The organism is Methanoculleus chikugoensis (genome assembly GCF_019669965.1).
Lineage (GTDB): Archaea > Halobacteriota > Methanomicrobia > Methanomicrobiales > Methanoculleaceae > Methanoculleus > Methanoculleus chikugoensis.
This window is the reverse complement of sequence record NZ_AP019781.1, coordinates 512,255-526,564: the sequence shown is the minus strand read 5'-3', so window position 1 is coordinate 526,564 and position 14,310 is coordinate 512,255. Positions and strand designations below refer to the sequence as shown.

Below are 14,310 nucleotides of genomic sequence, written 5' to 3'. Positions count from 1 at the left end.
TCGCAGAACACCGGCGACCGCTGGTTCGTAACTGTTTTTGATCCAGCCGTTCGGCGCCCCGTGATTCGCAACGATGCGATGCCGCGACGTAGATAGTAAAAGAATCTTGAGAACGATACGGGGGGCTTTGACGCGGAGACGGCGTCGCGTCCCGGAATTCCTGAAAATAACCGGTCGATCCGGTTCGTTGAACGCGAAAGAAAAAAAAGGTTTAGCCGAAGAGGGCGCCGAGACCGGCCATGCCGCTCTCTTCTTCCTCTTCCTTCTTGGACTCTTCCTCGGCCTCTTCCTCGGCTGCGGGCGCGGCGGCGGCTGCAGGGGCAGCAGCTGCAGGGGCAGCGGCGACGGGCGCGACGGCGGCCTTGCTGATGGCCTCCTCGATGTTCACGTCCTCGAGTGCGGCGACGAGCGCCTTCACGCGGGCATCCTGGACCTCGACACCGGCCGCGTTCAGGACAGCAGTCACATTCTCTTCAGTTACATCCTTGCCTGCGTTGTGCAGGAGCAGTGCAGCGTAGATATACTCCATAGTTCATTCACCTCTTGTTGAAATGATATTAGCCGAAGAGGGCACCGAGACCGGCCATGCCGCTCTCCTCCTCTTCTTCCTTCTTTTCCTCTTCAGACTCTTCTTCCTCGGGCTTCTCCTCGGCTGCCGCCGGGGCTGCTGCCGCGGGTGCCGCAACGGTCGCAGCCGATGCGGCTTTCAGGGTCGCCTCATCGAGCTCGAACCCACGGCCCTGTGCCGCGAGCGCGACGGCCAGCATCTCGCGCTGGGCCCGCCCGATGATCAGGTCGACGATATCCTTCTCGTAGATGCTCGCCTCGACGCCCACGTTCCGGGCCTCGCGAACCGCCTTGCCGATGATGGCCGCGACGGTAAGCCGGGTCGGGATGACGGCGTTGACCGAGAGGTTGAACGCCTGCTGGGCCGCGAGCACGATGTTGTTCGCGTAGGCTTCCTCATCGATAGCAAGCAGGTCCGGCGTGAAGATGGTATTCCGGTAGTATGCGGCCTGCAGGATGAGACCGACATCCATCGGCTTGACGCCGAGCTTCACGAGAGCGTCGGCAACCTTCTTGCTGATGACCTCGCCCTTCTTCACGACCGTCTTCGTCTCGCGGATCTTGACCTTTCCGCCCTCAATGGCTGCGGGAATGCCCACCTGCTGGAGCTCGCCCACAATCGGGCCGGGCTTGAAGCTGGTCGGACCCTTCGGGATGACGATATCCTCGGGAGCTGTCTCGCCGGGCTTCGCCGCCATCTTCGTCTTGGTCTTCTCGAGCAGTTTGAAGAGCTTGAAAGGATTCTCGTTCGTGAAGATCAGGGCGCTCTGGCCTTCGGCGTGGTCGTTTAAGGACGCAACGCTGCCGCCGAGCTCGTTTAAGGCGTGCTCGATCAGCGTGTTGCGGGCCATCTTCACCCTCGCCGTGCCGCGGAGGTTCCGCCGGATCTGCTGGACCTGCGAGGCGGGAATGCCGTACATGTCCACGACGCCGACGAGCGAGTGCTCCTCGATACCGCGCCTGATCTCCTCTACTTCTTCCTTCTTCCACCGGGGCAGGTGCTGCGTATAGAGCGCCATCAGATCACCCTCACTGCCGGCCCCATGGTCGTCTTCACGTAGACCGAGTGGATATTCATCGCGCCGCTCTCGAGGACGGACTCGACCCTCCGGAGAACCGTATCGATGTTCTCGGCGATCTGCTCGGAATCCATCCCGGAAGTTCCGACCTTTGCGTGGAAGACCTTCTTGTCCTTCGTCCGGACCTTCACGGAGCTCCGGAGACGCTGAACGATGGGCCGGATATCCATTCCCTGCGGAACCGGCATCGGCATCCGTCCGCGTGGACCGAGCCTGACACCGAGATACCGACCGACGAGCGGCATCATTGCCGTCTCGGCAAGGAAGAACCGGTACTCATCCGCCACCTTGCGCGCTTCGCGGGGCTCTCCCCCGAGCCGCTCGATCTCCTCAGGTCCGATGATGAGGTCCACGTTCACCTCTTTTGCCTGCGTGGTGATATCGCCCTTCCCGAGAACTGCGATCTTGACGTTGTCAAAACCGTGCGGGAGGTGAATCGTCTCATCAATACGATTCTTGGGCTGGGACATGTCGATATTCCTGAGGTTGACGGTGATATCCACGCTCTCCTTGAACTTCCGTTCCGGAGCCTTCTCCAGTGCCGTTACAACGGCTTTCTGTATACTGGTTTTATCAACCATCCTTTGCCTCCATAGTACACGACCTCACGATCTTCTATGGTTGTCTGACATCTATGCGACGAGTACGCCGTCGTACTCCCCGTCATTGATGGCCTGGATCATCTCGCGGGGTTTTCTCCCCTCGATGGTGACGCCGACGCTTACGCACGTTCCGAGGACCTCTTTGACCGCGGACTTCAGATCGTACGAGAGCATGCCATCAAACTTCATACGGGCAATACGGACGGCGGCCTCCAGCGGCAGATTGCCTGCCACCTGAGCACCCGGCTCTGCCGAACCTTTCGCAATACCGGCCTCTTTCATGACGAGCGCCGTCGTGGGCGGGATGCCCACCTCAATCGTGAAGTTCTTCTTATCGTCGACCGTGACCGTCACCGGCACCTGCATGCCGTTGAATTCGGCTGTTTTCTTGTTGATCTCGTCGACGACAGCCTTCACGTTGATACCGAGAGGTCCGAGCGCGGGCCCCAGAGGCGGGCCTGCTGTTGCCTTGCCGCCGGGTACCAATACCTCGACCGTTTCTGCCATACAAGTTCACCAGCTATTATTCCTCAGGGGAATAGTTGCCTGGGTTATCTAAGGTCTACGTGAGAGGATTTAAAGTACAGTACCCGGGTAGCACATGCAGACGTCGCGCGTGCGTGACACCCGGTCGCCGGGGGTTCTATCGCCGCCGGTATAGCGGGACGCGGCGGGAAAAAAGAAGATGAGGATATTCTTCAGGACATCTCGTCCGACCGCTCCACGACGCGAACGGAGTCGCCGCGGACCGTAATCGGGATCGGAATCATACTCTCGTAGAGTTCGACCGTGATCTCTTCCTTTCCGGTGTCGACGCGCTTGACGACCGCCTTCTCGCTCTTGAACGGGCCGGCGATGATCTCGACGATGGTGCCCTCGGTGATGCCGGTGACCGCCTTCTTCGGCACCAGGAAATGCTCCACCTCGGAGAGAGCCGTCGAACCCTGCACCACCGCACGCGCGTGGGGGATCAGCTCCACCAACTGCTCTATACGGGCGATGGAGTCAGGGCTCTCCACGAGGACGTAGCCTTTCAGTTCTTCGGGAACCATAACGGCCACCACATGGATGTCCTTCTGCTCGCGGGTCACCTTCTCGATGTTGTCGGCTACCGTCCGCTCCTGTTTTGCGGTCGTCTTTATCGCGTATATCCTGTTTGCGCTCTCAGCCATATCCATCATTTGGGCAGTACCAGCATGATCTCGTATATGATAAAGCCGACAAGGCCGATGAGCATGATCCCGGCCGCCGCCACAATGGCGATCTTGGAGAACTCGTCGCGGGTCGGCGTCCGTGCCAGTTTCAGCACCCGCCAGTACTTTTTGAAGAGTTCCTCCTCGATCTTGAACGACTTTACTTCCTTCAACGTCTCTTTATAATCCATCATCTTGGCTCACTTCAGGAAGTCGATCTCAAACTGTTTCATCATGCGTGGCATACTCTTTTCGTTTCTCCCATATATTTGTGGTGACCGGACGCCGGTGACCACAAGCAGCGTCCGCATCTTGCCCTGCATATCGGGGTCGACCTGGGCACCCCAGATGATGCGGGCGTCGGGATCGATGCGGTCGTAGACCTCCTGGATGACGCCTTCCGCCTCGGACATGGTCATATCGGGCCCGCCGACCACGTTGACGAGGGCTGCGGTCGCCCCGGAGATGTCGACATCGAGCAGCGGGGAGCGCAGCGCCTTCTTGACCGAGTCGGCGGCTTTGTCCTCGCTGTCGCTCTCGCCCATCCCGATCATCGCGACGCCTCCGCGCTCCATGACCGTCCGGACATCGGCGAAGTCGAGGTTCACGAGACCGGGCATCGTGATGAGCTCGGTGATGCCCTTGACCGCCCGCATCAGCACCTCGTCCGAGACCTTGAACGCGGCGTGGAGCGGAAGCCGGGGCACGACCTCGAGCAGCCGGTCGTTCGGGACGACGATGACGGTATCCGCAACCTCACGGAGCCGCTCGAGGCCGGCCTCAGCGTTCTGGCCCCGGATAGCGCCTTCCACCGTGAACGGCAGGGTGACCACCGCAATGGTCAGTGCGCCCTCCTCCCGGGCAGCTTTCGCGACCACGGGTGCGGAGCCGGTACCGGTGCCGCCCCCAAGCCCGGTGGTGATGAATACCATGTCGCACCCCTCGACGGCCCGCTTGATCTCGTCTTCGGTCTCGATGGCCGCCTCTTCGCCAACCTGAGGGATCGAGCCGGCGCCGAGACCGCGGGTCCTCTGTCTCCCGATGAGGATCCGGGTATCCGCCCGTGTTCTGACCAGGTGCTGCGCGTCGGTGTTGAGAGCGATCAGCCGCGCCCCGTTGATCCCTTCCTCCGTCATCCGGGTCACCGTGTTCGAACCGCCCCCCCCGCACCCGACGACTGCAATCTCAGTCCGGAGTTCCATAAGGAGCTCTTCAAGCTCTTTGTCGACCTCCGTGGGCTCAGCAAAGCGCTGGTCCTCTCGCGCCCGTGAAAGTGCCTCTTCTACGATGGATTTCATATGTATTTCTCCAATCCCGGGATATGTATCCGCTTCACGCTGGTTGTCTGCACTGCATCGGGTGTGATCCTTCGGCCCTCGAACTCGACCGCCTTTCCGCCGGCAAGCATGGCGAAGAGCGGCCCTTTCGGCACCCCGTGTCTGCGCGCCTTCTCGGGGTCGAACCGCACCTTCCGGAGGACGAGGTGATCACCGTCGATAACAGCATTTTCACAGATAAGTAAGAGTTTTACGCACAGGGTAGTTATATCTCTTGCGAGTCGGGACGATGCGCTTTCAAAGCCGATAAACGTCGATAATACCTCTGTAGACCCTGAGGAGAGATGGGCGACGGGCAACAGGTCGAGACCGTTGAGAAAATCCGATCTGTCGGATTTAATCGTTTCTTCAATCAGATCGGGCACAATCCTGACCACAGCGGGATTCCCCTCTCCCACAAGATCGTGGATGCGAACGCGTGACCCGGGAGCAATCTCTTCGGCGAGAGACCTGACCCGGAGGTAGGTGGTCCACGCAAGACCGGACGCCTCCCGGATCTCCGACTCGGAGAGGAGGAGGAGCCCGGCATCGTCGAGCATCCGCTCGACCCGCCCGGCTTCGTCCTTCGAGAGCGATTTCCTGTCGATGTAGGCCGCCACGGCGCCGCTCGCCTCCTGCATCACCCGGAGGAGATCGGGATCGATAGCGCCGATCTGCCGCGTCGGGACGATGTGTCCGAAGGCTCCCCGGGAAGAGAGAGCAATCCCGGTCTGCCGCACGGCGTAGTGGGTGCCGCCGAAACCGAGGAGGTTGATCGTCTCCTGCGGCTCCGCGGCAAGGATGCTCTCCGCAACCGCTCGCCCGGCGGCCGGATCGGCCCATTCGGTCGCGGTCGACCCGATCTCGACGAAGAGCGAGGGCGTCGAGAGCTCCGTCGGGCCGTGGTGCGTCACCTCGTAGGAGACACGGTAGCCCTCCGGGGCACGGGCGGCGAGGTTGCCGAGGATTGCGTGCATCCACGCGGGAGCTGCCGGAGCGAGTCTCCCCGGCTCCCCGCCGAGATCGGCGGCCTCGTAGTTGCCGGTGACGTGCACCGTCAGGGCGGGCGTCGGGTGTACGCTCGCATGCCGGGATATGAAAAGGATGAGATCGGCATCGACCTCCCGGTCGATCCGGTCCTGATGGATCAGCCTTCCTGCGACCTCGCAGAACGTCAGTTCATGCCGTTCGGCAAGCGGCCACCGCCCGCCCGCCACGAGCAGGGTCTCGAGGTGGTGTCTGATGGTTACCCCTGCAGTGTCCTGTTTTGAATTGATCAGCGCGATCCGCATCGGGTACCATGTGGACCGCGAGGCTGCTAAATGGTAGTGCTTGACCGGCGCGATAGCAAATCCTATCTTCCTTCAGGCATACCATGTTGTACTATGGACGAGGATAAGATACGGAAAGCCTTCGAGGCATACGGCATAGAAGACGAGCTAACCTGCCCGCAGGCCTTCGAGATATCGGAGAAGTACAGCATCCCGAAGATGGATATCGCCCGGTACTGCAACCAGCGCGAACCGAGAATAAAGATCCGCAGCTGTCAGCTGGGCTGCTTCAGATGAGCCTTTTTCTCGAGGTCGTATCCGTCGCCGAGGCCGTGGAGGCGGTGCGGAGGATCGCGCCGCCGCTTGGGTACGAGGACGTGCCGCTCGAAGACGCCCTGCACCGGGTTCTCGCGAGGGACGTCCATGCCGATATCGACATCCCGGGGTTCGACCGCTCGACGGTCGACGGCTACGCTGTCGCCGCGGCCGAGACCACCGGGGCGTCCGAGGCCATCCCGGCGATGCTCCAGTGCCGGGGCCGGGTCGGGATGGGGAGCGCGGATGCCGGGAGCATCTCCCCCGGATCGTGTCGCTACGTCCCCACCGGCGGAGCTCTCCCTGCGGGCGCGGACGCGGTGGTGATGATCGAGCACGCCGAGCAGATCGGGGACGATATCCTGGTCCACCGCCCGGTGGCGCCGGGGGAGAACGTGGTCTTCTGCGGCGAAGACTTCAGGGGGGGGAAGGCGGCTCTGGAACGGGGGCGCGTGCTGACCCCCCGCGAGATCGGCGTTGCCGCGGCGATCGGCGCCGACCGGGTCAGCGTGGTGCAGGTGCCGAAGATCGGGATCATCTCGACGGGGAACGAACTTGTCCCTGTCGTCGAGACCCCCGGGCCGGGCGAGGTGCGGGACGCGAACTCCTACCTCGCCGGCGCCTTCGTGACCGAACGGGGCTGCCATCCGGTCTACTTCGGGATCGTCAGGGACGAACGGGCGGTGCTGAAACGGGCGGTCTCTTCTGCGCTTGAGCGGTGCGACGCGGTTCTGGTCTCGGGAGGCTCGTCGAAGGACGAGCGGGACAACACCGCCGCGGTCGTCGCGGAACTCGGCGAGGTGCTGGTGCACGGGATCGCCATCGCCCCCGGAAAACCCACCATCATCGGGACGGCACGGGGCAAACCGGTCATCGGGCTCCCCGGGCACCCGGCCTCGGCCTTCGTCGTGCTCGTCGCCGTCGTCGATCATCTCCTCGCGGCGATGCGGCAGACCGCCGTCTCCCGGCGAACCGTCCGCGCACGGCTGACCCAGAACATCCCCTCCACCCGCGGGCGGGAGGACTATGTCCGGGTCCGTCTCGGCGACGGGGAGGCGACACCGGTCTTCGGGAAGTCGGGACTCCTCAACACCCTGGTACAGAGCGAGGGGCTGGTGCGGATCCCGGCATCGAGCGAGGGGTTCGAGGTCGACGAAGAGGTCGAGGTGATCCTGTGGTGAAACGCTACCTCTCGGTGATATCGCTCGCGGAGGCGCGGGCGCTTGTAGAATCCTCTTTTTCGGCGGTTCCGGGAGTCGTCCGCGTTCCGGTGAATCCCGGGGCGGTGGGGAGGATCACCGCGGAGCCCATATTCGCCCGGTTCTCGGTCCCCGCCATCCATCTCTCGGCGATGGACGGGATCGCAGTCAGGAGTGCCAATACCGTCGGCGCGAACGAGCAGAACCCGGTGACCCTCCCGGACGCGGCGCGGGTCAATACGGGGAACATCGTCCCGCCCGGCTACGACGCGGTGATCATGATCGAGGACGTCTGGGTCGGGTCGAAGTCTGACGACTTCTCCCGCTCCGCTCCCGTGGAACGTCGCGACGGCGAGACCTACACCGTCCGAAAGCCGGTCAGCCCCTGGCAGCACGTCCGCCCGGTCGGCGAGGACATCGGCGAGTCGGAGATGATCCTCCCGAGGGGGCACCGGATCCGGCCGCACGACCTCGGGGCGCTCGCAAACTACGGCGTCACGGAGGTTGCGGTCATCAGTCTCCGGGCGGGCCTGATCCCCACCGGGAGCGAACTCGTGCCGGCGGGTGAGATGCCTCCGCCCGGGAAGGTGGTGGAGAGCAACACCCTGATGGCCGCGTCCGTCCTCGCGGAGGCGGGCGTGGAGGCGCACCGCTACGGGATCGTCCCGGACGACTACAATATGATCCGGGAGGCGGTCAGGCGCGGCGTCGCGGAGAACGACGTCCTGCTCGTCTCGGCGGGATCGTCCGCCGGAACGCGGGACTACACCGCCGATATCATCCGCGATCTCGGCGAGGTGCTGGCGCACGGGGTCGCCATCAAACCCGGAAAGCCGGTGATCATCGGCAGGATCGAGGGGAAACCGGTGATCGGGCTCCCGGGCTATCCCCTTGCAGCGGCGACGGTGCTCCGCGAGATCGTCATGCCCCTCGTCGCCCGCTACGGTATGCCCGTCCGCGAGCCCGAACATGTTGCCGCCCGGCTGACCACAAGCCTCCACTCCGATATCGGAACCGACGAGTTCGTCCTCCTCTCGGCAGGAAGGATCGGCGAACGCTGGGTGGCGGTGCCCCAGTCACGGGGCGCGGGCGTCCAGATGAGCGCGGTGCGGGCGAACGGCTACATGCAGATCCCGTCGCAGAAGGAAGGGGCCGAGGCGGGGGAGGCCGTGGACGTCCGGCTCACCGTCCCCCACGCAGAGGCGGAGGAGGCGGTGCTCGTCACCGGCAGCCACGACCCCGCCCTCGACCACCTGGCCGACCTGGTGCGGCCGCGCGGCGTCGACGTCCACTCCACCCATGTCGGGAGCATGGGCGGGGTGATTGCACTGAAGAAGCAGGAGTGCCACGCGGCTCCGATGCACCTCCTCGCCCCCGACGGCACCTATAACACCCATTACCTGGAGCGCTACCTGCCGGGCGCCGACCTCGTCCTCCTCTGCGTGGCGGAGCGCCAGCAGGGCGTCATCTCCCGCGACGGCCTCGGATTTGAGGACCTGCCCGGCCGGACGTTCGTCAACCGGCAGAGGGGGTCGGGGACAAGGATGCTCCTTGACCACCATCTCGCGGAGCGCGGGATCGAACCGGCCTCCATCAGTGGCTACGAACGCGAGGTGACGACGCACCTTGCGGTGGCGCTTGCCGTCCGGACCGGCGAGGTCGACGCGGGAATGGGGGTCTACAGCGCCGCAAAAGCGCTCGATCTCGCGTTCGTCCCGGTGGCGACGGAGCGCTACGAGCTCGCTATGCACCGCGAGATGCTCGACGACCCGCGGATCGCGGCTCTCATCGAGACCGTCTCCTCGGAGGCGTTCAAGAAGGTTCTCCGGGATCTCGGGGGCTACGAGACGGCCGAGACAGGCGTGCTGCGCGAACTGCGAGGATGACCGCCTCCTCGGGCGTGGCGCAGACAAACACCCCCTCTATCTTCCAGGTAGAGAGGCCGAAGACGGGCTTGTCCGTCTTGAGGCTGACTGCGATCTCCGAGAGCGTGCCGTAGCCTCCTCCGACGGCGATCACCGCGTCGGCCGAGTGAACGAGGACGACGTTCCTCGCGTGGCCCATCCCGGTGCGGATGACGATATCGAGGTAGGGGTTCCCCTCCCCGGTCTCCGGGAGGATGCCCACGGTCGTCCCGCCGGCCTCTTTTGCACCCCTGCAGGCGGCCTCCATCACCCCGCCGAGGCCGCCGCAGCAGACGGTCTCGTGATTCCCGGCGATGAGGTAGCCGATAGTCTCAGCCGCTTCATACTCCTCAGCGGAGCAGTCCTCCCTCCCGATGACTGCGATCTGCATGGGGGAGAGGTCGGGGAGCAGGGGATAAAAGGGGTGGGGTGAAGCGAACATGCCTTCGCGGCATCATGTCTCTCGCGTGAGGCTCCATCGCCCCGTACTGAAAACTCACGCGAAGCCACGAAGAACGCGAAGGGAAGTCGAGGGTTTGACCTCCCGGGGATAGTCTCAAAAATGATAGTGAAGTACCGGACCCATTTCAATCCCCATATACGGATTTCAGGGGATATCGCCACGGACTGCCCCCGCCCCTGAGGGGCGGGGGAGGAGCGCGAAGCGCGGGCGGGGTGGGGTGACGAATGGTATGGAACCCCGCGAGCCGCCTCCCCAAATGGCGATACCCCCACGGTCCAGTGTACTGGGTTCTTCCCCTCGCTTCGCTTACTTCGTCCCCCAACAAGTTCCCCACTTGACCATCCCCCCTCGGGATCGCACGCGGTCACGAGTCGCGCCCTTTCACGGCTTCGCATGAGTCTGCACCACTCCCCATAGTACGAAACACTTTGTCCCCCAACAACAAACGGTACACCACAGTGCTGAATATGAGGGATACGAGGTGAAAGAAGTCACCGGCAGTTATAACCCGCGCGAACTTGAGGCGGGAGTCCAGGACTACTGGAAACGGGAGAATACCTATGCACGCGTCCAGGAGGTGCGGGAGGATGGAAAAGCGTTCTTTTTTGTCGACGGGCCGCCGTACACCACCGGCCACATCCATCTCGGCACCGCCTGGAACAAGATCATAAAAGACTCCATCCTCCGCTACCACCGGATGCGGGGGAGAAACGTCATCGAGCGGGCCGGCTACGACATGCACGGCCTCCCTATCGAGGTGAAGGTCGAGCACCAGCTCGGGTTCACCTCCAAGAAGGATATCGAGGATTACGGGATCGCCGCGTTCATCGAGCAGTGCCGGACGTTCGCCGTGACGCACATGGAGATCATGAGCGACCAGTTCCGGCAGCTCGCCATCTGGCTCGACTTCGACGACCCCTACCAGACGATCAAGAAGGAATACATCGAGTCCGCGTGGTGGGCGGTCCAGCGGGCGGAAGAGCGCGGGCTCCTCGAACGCGGCCACCGGGTCGTGAACTGGTGCCCCCGGTGCGAGACGGCGATCGCCGACTCGGAGGTGGAGTACTGGGACGAGACCGACCCTTCCATCTTCGTCAAGTTCCCCATCACCGGGCGCGAGAACGAGTTCCTGGTGATCTGGACGACCACGCCGTGGACGCTTCCGGCAAACGTCGCGGTTGCGGTCAACCCCGCGTTCACCTACGCGCGGGTAGCGGCAAAGAAGGACGGCCGCGAAGAGATCCTCTGGATCGCCGACGAACTCGTCGAGTCCGTCCTGAAGATGGGGCGCTACCAGGACTACACCGTCCTTGAGAAGGCCAGCGGCAGCGACCTCGTCGGGACGGAGTACACGTCGCCGCTCGCCGGCCAGGTTCCGCACCAGGCGGAGATCCGGCACCGGATCGTCGCGGCCGACTACGTCGAGCTCGAGAACACCGGTCTCGTCCACATCGCTCCCGGGCACGGGTGGGACGACTACCTGATCGGCACCCGGGAAGGGCTCGAGGTCTTCTGCCCGGTCGACGCCGGCGGGTGTTTCACCCGGGAGGCCGGGACGTTCGTGGACATGTACGTCCGGGACGCAAACGATCTCGTCATCGACGCGCTCGGTGATTACCTCCTCGCCCGGCGGACGATCACCCACCGCTACGGCCACTGCTGGCGGTGCAAGACCCCCATCATCTACCGGGCGACGGCACAGTGGTTCCTGAAAGCCACCGAGATCCGCGAACCGATGCTTGAGGAGATCGCGAAGGTGAAGTGGTACCCCGATTGGGCGGGAAGCGCCCGGTTCCACGACTTCGTCAGGGACTCCCGCGACTGGTGCATCTCCCGGCAGCGCTACTGGGGCATCCCCATCCCCATCTGGCAGTGCGAGCAGTGCGGCGAGCGAACCGTCATCGGCACCATCGCCGAACTCGAGGAGCGGTCGGGCGTGAAAGTTCCCGACCCGCACCGCCCCTACGTGGACGAAGTCGTCATCCCGTGCTCCTGCGGCGGGGAGATGCGCCGGGTCGCCGATATCTTCGACGTCTGGTTCGACTCGGCGGTCGCGTCGTGGGCGACCCTTGGGTTCCCCGGAAAACGCGAGGCCTTCGACCGCCTCTGGCCGGCGGACTTCATCACCGAAGGGCAGGATCAGACCCGGGGCTGGTTCTACTCCCAGCTCGGGGCGAGCACCGTGGCGTTCGGCCGCGCCCCCTACAAGAGCGTCCTGATGCACGGGTTCGCTCTCGACGCCGACGGGCGCAAGATGAGCAAGAGTTTCGGCAACGTGGTGACGCCCGAGGAGGTGATGAACCAGTTCGGCGTCGACGTTCTGCGGTTCTATGTCCTCTGGGCAAACGCTCCCTGGGACGACCTGAAGTTCAACTGGGACAGCGTCAAGACCATTCACCGGACGCTCAACATCCTCTGGAACGTCTACCGGTTCCCGCTCCCGTATATGGTTCTCGACTCGTTTGAACCGGCATCGGGGGCCGGTGGCCTCTGGGACGACTCGTTCGTCCGGACGCATGTCAGGGATATGCCGGAAGAAGACCGCTGGATAATCTCCCGGGTGAACTCGCTCGCGCGGACCACGGCTGCGGACATGCAGGAGTATTACCTCCACAAAGTGACGCGGGCGCTCGCCGCCTTCATCCTCGAGGATCTCTCCCGGTGGTACGTCCAGCTCGTCCGGCCGAGGATGTGGCTCGAGGAGGATTCACCGGAGAAGCGGTACGCCTACGAGACCGTATATTACGTCATGCGCCGCCTGATCGCGCTCCTTGCGCCGTTCACCCCCCATATCGCCGAGGAGATCTACCGGAACCTGCGCCTTGCAGGCGACCCGGAGAGCATCCATATGCTCGACTGGCCGGAGGCGGACGACTCCCTTATCGACTCGCGCCTCGAGGCCGATATGGCGATCATCCAGTCGTTCGACGACGCGGTCGCCACCGCCCGGCAGAACGGGAGACGGAAACTCCGCTGGCCGGTCTCCGAGACCGTTGTGGTCACCGGGAGCAACGAGGTGAAGGCGGCTCTCGAAGGCTTGAACGATCTCGCCCTGAACCGGGCGAACGCCCGGACGGTCGGGGTTGTCACCGGAAGATGGGACCGGATCCTCTGGCAGGCCGAACCGGTGATGCGGGCGATCGGCCCGGAGTTCGGCAAAGAGGGGCCGAAGGTCAAAGCGCTGATAGAGAGCGCGGACGGCACCGCCCTGAAGGCCGCGATCGAGCGGGACGGAAAGACCCAAATCGACGGCTATGAGATCGCGGCGCGCCACGTCACCTTCGCGGAAGCCCTCCCCGAGGGTGTCTTTGCCGCGCCCATGAAGGACGCGACGGTCTACGTCGACGTCACTCTCACGCCGGCGCTGGAGGCCGAGGGGTACGCCCGCGAGGTGATCCGGCGGATCCAGGAGATGCGCCGCCAGCTCGACCTGAACGTCGACGACTTCATCGTCGCGGCCGTGGATGTCGCCGACGAACGGGTGGCCTCGCTCATCGCAGAAGAGGAGTGGCAGAAGGAGATCGCCGGGGAGGTGCGGGCGGCAGCCCTCACCGTCCGCCGCAACGGGGAGAAGCCGGCGGAGCCCTTTGCGCTCGAGAAGGATTGGGATGTGGAAGGCGTGCAGATGCAGATCGGCATCTCACGCGCCGGTGAGTGACCGGATCAGGGCCGCGCCCTCCTCCGTCGAGAAGAGAGGCGTCTCCTCCGGTTCCCGGATACAGGTCCTTACGGCCTCGACGGTCTCCCCCGTCAGGGGGTTATACCCCTTTTTTATGCACTCTTCCCGGTAAAGGAGCGTCCCCCGCCGTTGCCAGGCCGGCGTCTCCGCCAGGTTGACGCCCCGCTCAAACATCATCTCGTGCATCGCCCCGGACTGCATCCCACGGAGGGCAGCGGCGGCCTGACGGGAGGTCATTCCCTCATCAACGAGCGCGCTCTGGCAGTAGGCGTTGACGTGGTTGCGCCATGCCTCGTTCTGGCGCGAGACCAGGTACTCGACCGCAAACCCTCCCGCCGCGGGGATCGTCCGGGCATCGAACGCAAGCGGTTCGGTACACCCGAGTTCGATCGTGAGCTTGCTCGCCGCAACCGCAGCGGTCACGGAGTCGAGTTTCTCCACCCGCCCCGAGAACGGCAGCGTCGAGAAGTAGAGGCTGATCTCGTCGGAGAAGGTGTAGGCGAACGCGGGGGATAGGCCGCTCCCGGTGAGGAAGTAACGGCAGACCGACCGCATGCTCTCGTTGAAGGCGGGGTCGAACGGTTTTTTCAGGTGAAGCGCACGTGCCAGACGGTGGAAGGCGCGACCGTCGAGCCGGACAAAAACGGGGGGGAAGATCGTGAGGTTCGAGAAGATCTCACGATCTCCGGTATCCATATTGTATCGGAAGGGAGCCCCGGACA

General features: G+C 63.8%; 14 protein-coding genes. 4 read left to right on the top strand and 10 right to left on the bottom strand.

Annotation, left to right across the window (positions count from 1 at the left end; genetic code table 11):
• Positions 1–211: 211 nt before the first annotated feature.
• The 8 genes from rpl12p to MchiMG62_RS02715 form a co-directional block, all read right to left on the bottom strand.
• Entirely contained in the window at positions 212–529 is a 318-nt protein-coding gene (gene rpl12p / locus MchiMG62_RS02750; protein WP_221057780.1) for a 50S ribosomal protein P1, read from the bottom strand.
• Between the two features lie 28 nt (positions 530–557).
• Positions 558–1,586 (bottom strand): 50S ribosomal protein L10, encoded by a 1,029-nt coding sequence (locus MchiMG62_RS02745; protein WP_221057779.1) that lies wholly within the window; start codon positions 1,584–1,586, stop codon positions 558–560.
• Positions 1,586–2,227 (bottom strand): 50S ribosomal protein L1, encoded by a 642-nt coding sequence (locus tag MchiMG62_RS02740; RefSeq protein ID WP_221057778.1) that lies wholly within the window; start codon positions 2,225–2,227, stop codon positions 1,586–1,588. Before MchiMG62_RS02740 ends, MchiMG62_RS02745 begins: the two co-directional genes overlap by 1 nt.
• 51 nt (positions 2,228–2,278) lie before the next feature.
• Entirely contained in the window at positions 2,279–2,755 is a 477-nt protein-coding gene (locus MchiMG62_RS02735; RefSeq protein WP_221057777.1) for a 50S ribosomal protein L11, read from the bottom strand.
• Positions 2,756–2,946: 191 nt separating this feature from the next.
• Entirely contained in the window at positions 2,947–3,420 is a 474-nt protein-coding gene (locus MchiMG62_RS02730) for a transcription elongation factor Spt5 (protein ID WP_221057776.1), read from the bottom strand.
• Positions 3,421–3,425: 5 nt separating this feature from the next.
• Positions 3,426–3,635, bottom strand: coding sequence for a protein translocase SEC61 complex subunit gamma (locus MchiMG62_RS02725; protein WP_054848295.1), 210 nt, complete (start codon positions 3,633–3,635; stop codon positions 3,426–3,428).
• Positions 3,636–3,641: 6 nt separating this feature from the next.
• Complete coding sequence (gene ftsZ / locus MchiMG62_RS02720) at positions 3,642–4,739, bottom strand: cell division protein FtsZ (protein ID WP_221057775.1); 1,098 nt, start codon at positions 4,737–4,739, stop codon at positions 3,642–3,644.
• Positions 4,736–6,049 (bottom strand): D-aminoacyl-tRNA deacylase, encoded by a 1,314-nt coding sequence (locus MchiMG62_RS02715; protein ID WP_221057774.1) that lies wholly within the window; start codon positions 6,047–6,049, stop codon positions 4,736–4,738. Before MchiMG62_RS02715 ends, ftsZ begins: the two co-directional genes overlap by 4 nt.
• 93 nt (positions 6,050–6,142) lie before the next feature.
• Between MchiMG62_RS02715 and MchiMG62_RS02710 the strand changes: the two genes are divergently transcribed.
• Genes MchiMG62_RS02710 through MchiMG62_RS02700 form a run of 3 tightly spaced genes read left to right on the top strand, consistent with a single transcriptional unit; the run spans position 6,143 to position 9,428 of the window.
• Positions 6,143–6,325, top strand: coding sequence for a hypothetical protein (locus MchiMG62_RS02710; protein WP_054848296.1), 183 nt, complete (start codon positions 6,143–6,145; stop codon positions 6,323–6,325).
• On the top strand, positions 6,322–7,524 hold the full coding sequence (locus tag MchiMG62_RS02705) for a molybdopterin molybdotransferase MoeA (protein WP_221057773.1): 1,203 nt from the start codon (positions 6,322–6,324) through the stop codon (positions 7,522–7,524). The genes MchiMG62_RS02710 and MchiMG62_RS02705 overlap by 4 nt, the downstream gene beginning before the upstream one ends.
• Entirely contained in the window at positions 7,518–9,428 is a 1,911-nt protein-coding gene (locus MchiMG62_RS02700; protein WP_221057772.1) for a molybdopterin biosynthesis protein, read from the top strand. The genes MchiMG62_RS02705 and MchiMG62_RS02700 overlap by 7 nt, the downstream gene beginning before the upstream one ends.
• On the opposite strand, the gene MchiMG62_RS02695 is transcribed toward MchiMG62_RS02700, so the two are convergent.
• Entirely contained in the window at positions 9,355–9,837 is a 483-nt protein-coding gene (locus tag MchiMG62_RS02695) for a TIGR00725 family protein (protein WP_221057771.1), read from the bottom strand. The genes MchiMG62_RS02700 and MchiMG62_RS02695 overlap by 74 nt on opposite strands.
• A gap of 553 nt (positions 9,838–10,390) precedes the next feature.
• Here MchiMG62_RS02695 and ileS point away from each other — a divergent pair.
• Positions 10,391–13,567 carry an isoleucine--tRNA ligase gene (ileS, locus tag MchiMG62_RS02690; RefSeq protein WP_221057770.1) on the top strand — a complete coding sequence of 1,059 codons (3,177 nt, stop codon included), beginning with the start codon at positions 10,391–10,393 and terminating at the stop codon, positions 13,565–13,567.
• Here ileS and MchiMG62_RS02685 read toward each other — a convergent pair.
• Positions 13,550–14,284 carry a tRNA(His) guanylyltransferase Thg1 family protein gene (locus MchiMG62_RS02685; RefSeq protein WP_221057769.1) on the bottom strand — a complete coding sequence of 245 codons (735 nt, stop codon included), beginning with the start codon at positions 14,282–14,284 and terminating at the stop codon, positions 13,550–13,552. The genes ileS and MchiMG62_RS02685 overlap by 18 nt on opposite strands.
• Positions 14,285–14,310 lie beyond the last annotated feature (26 nt).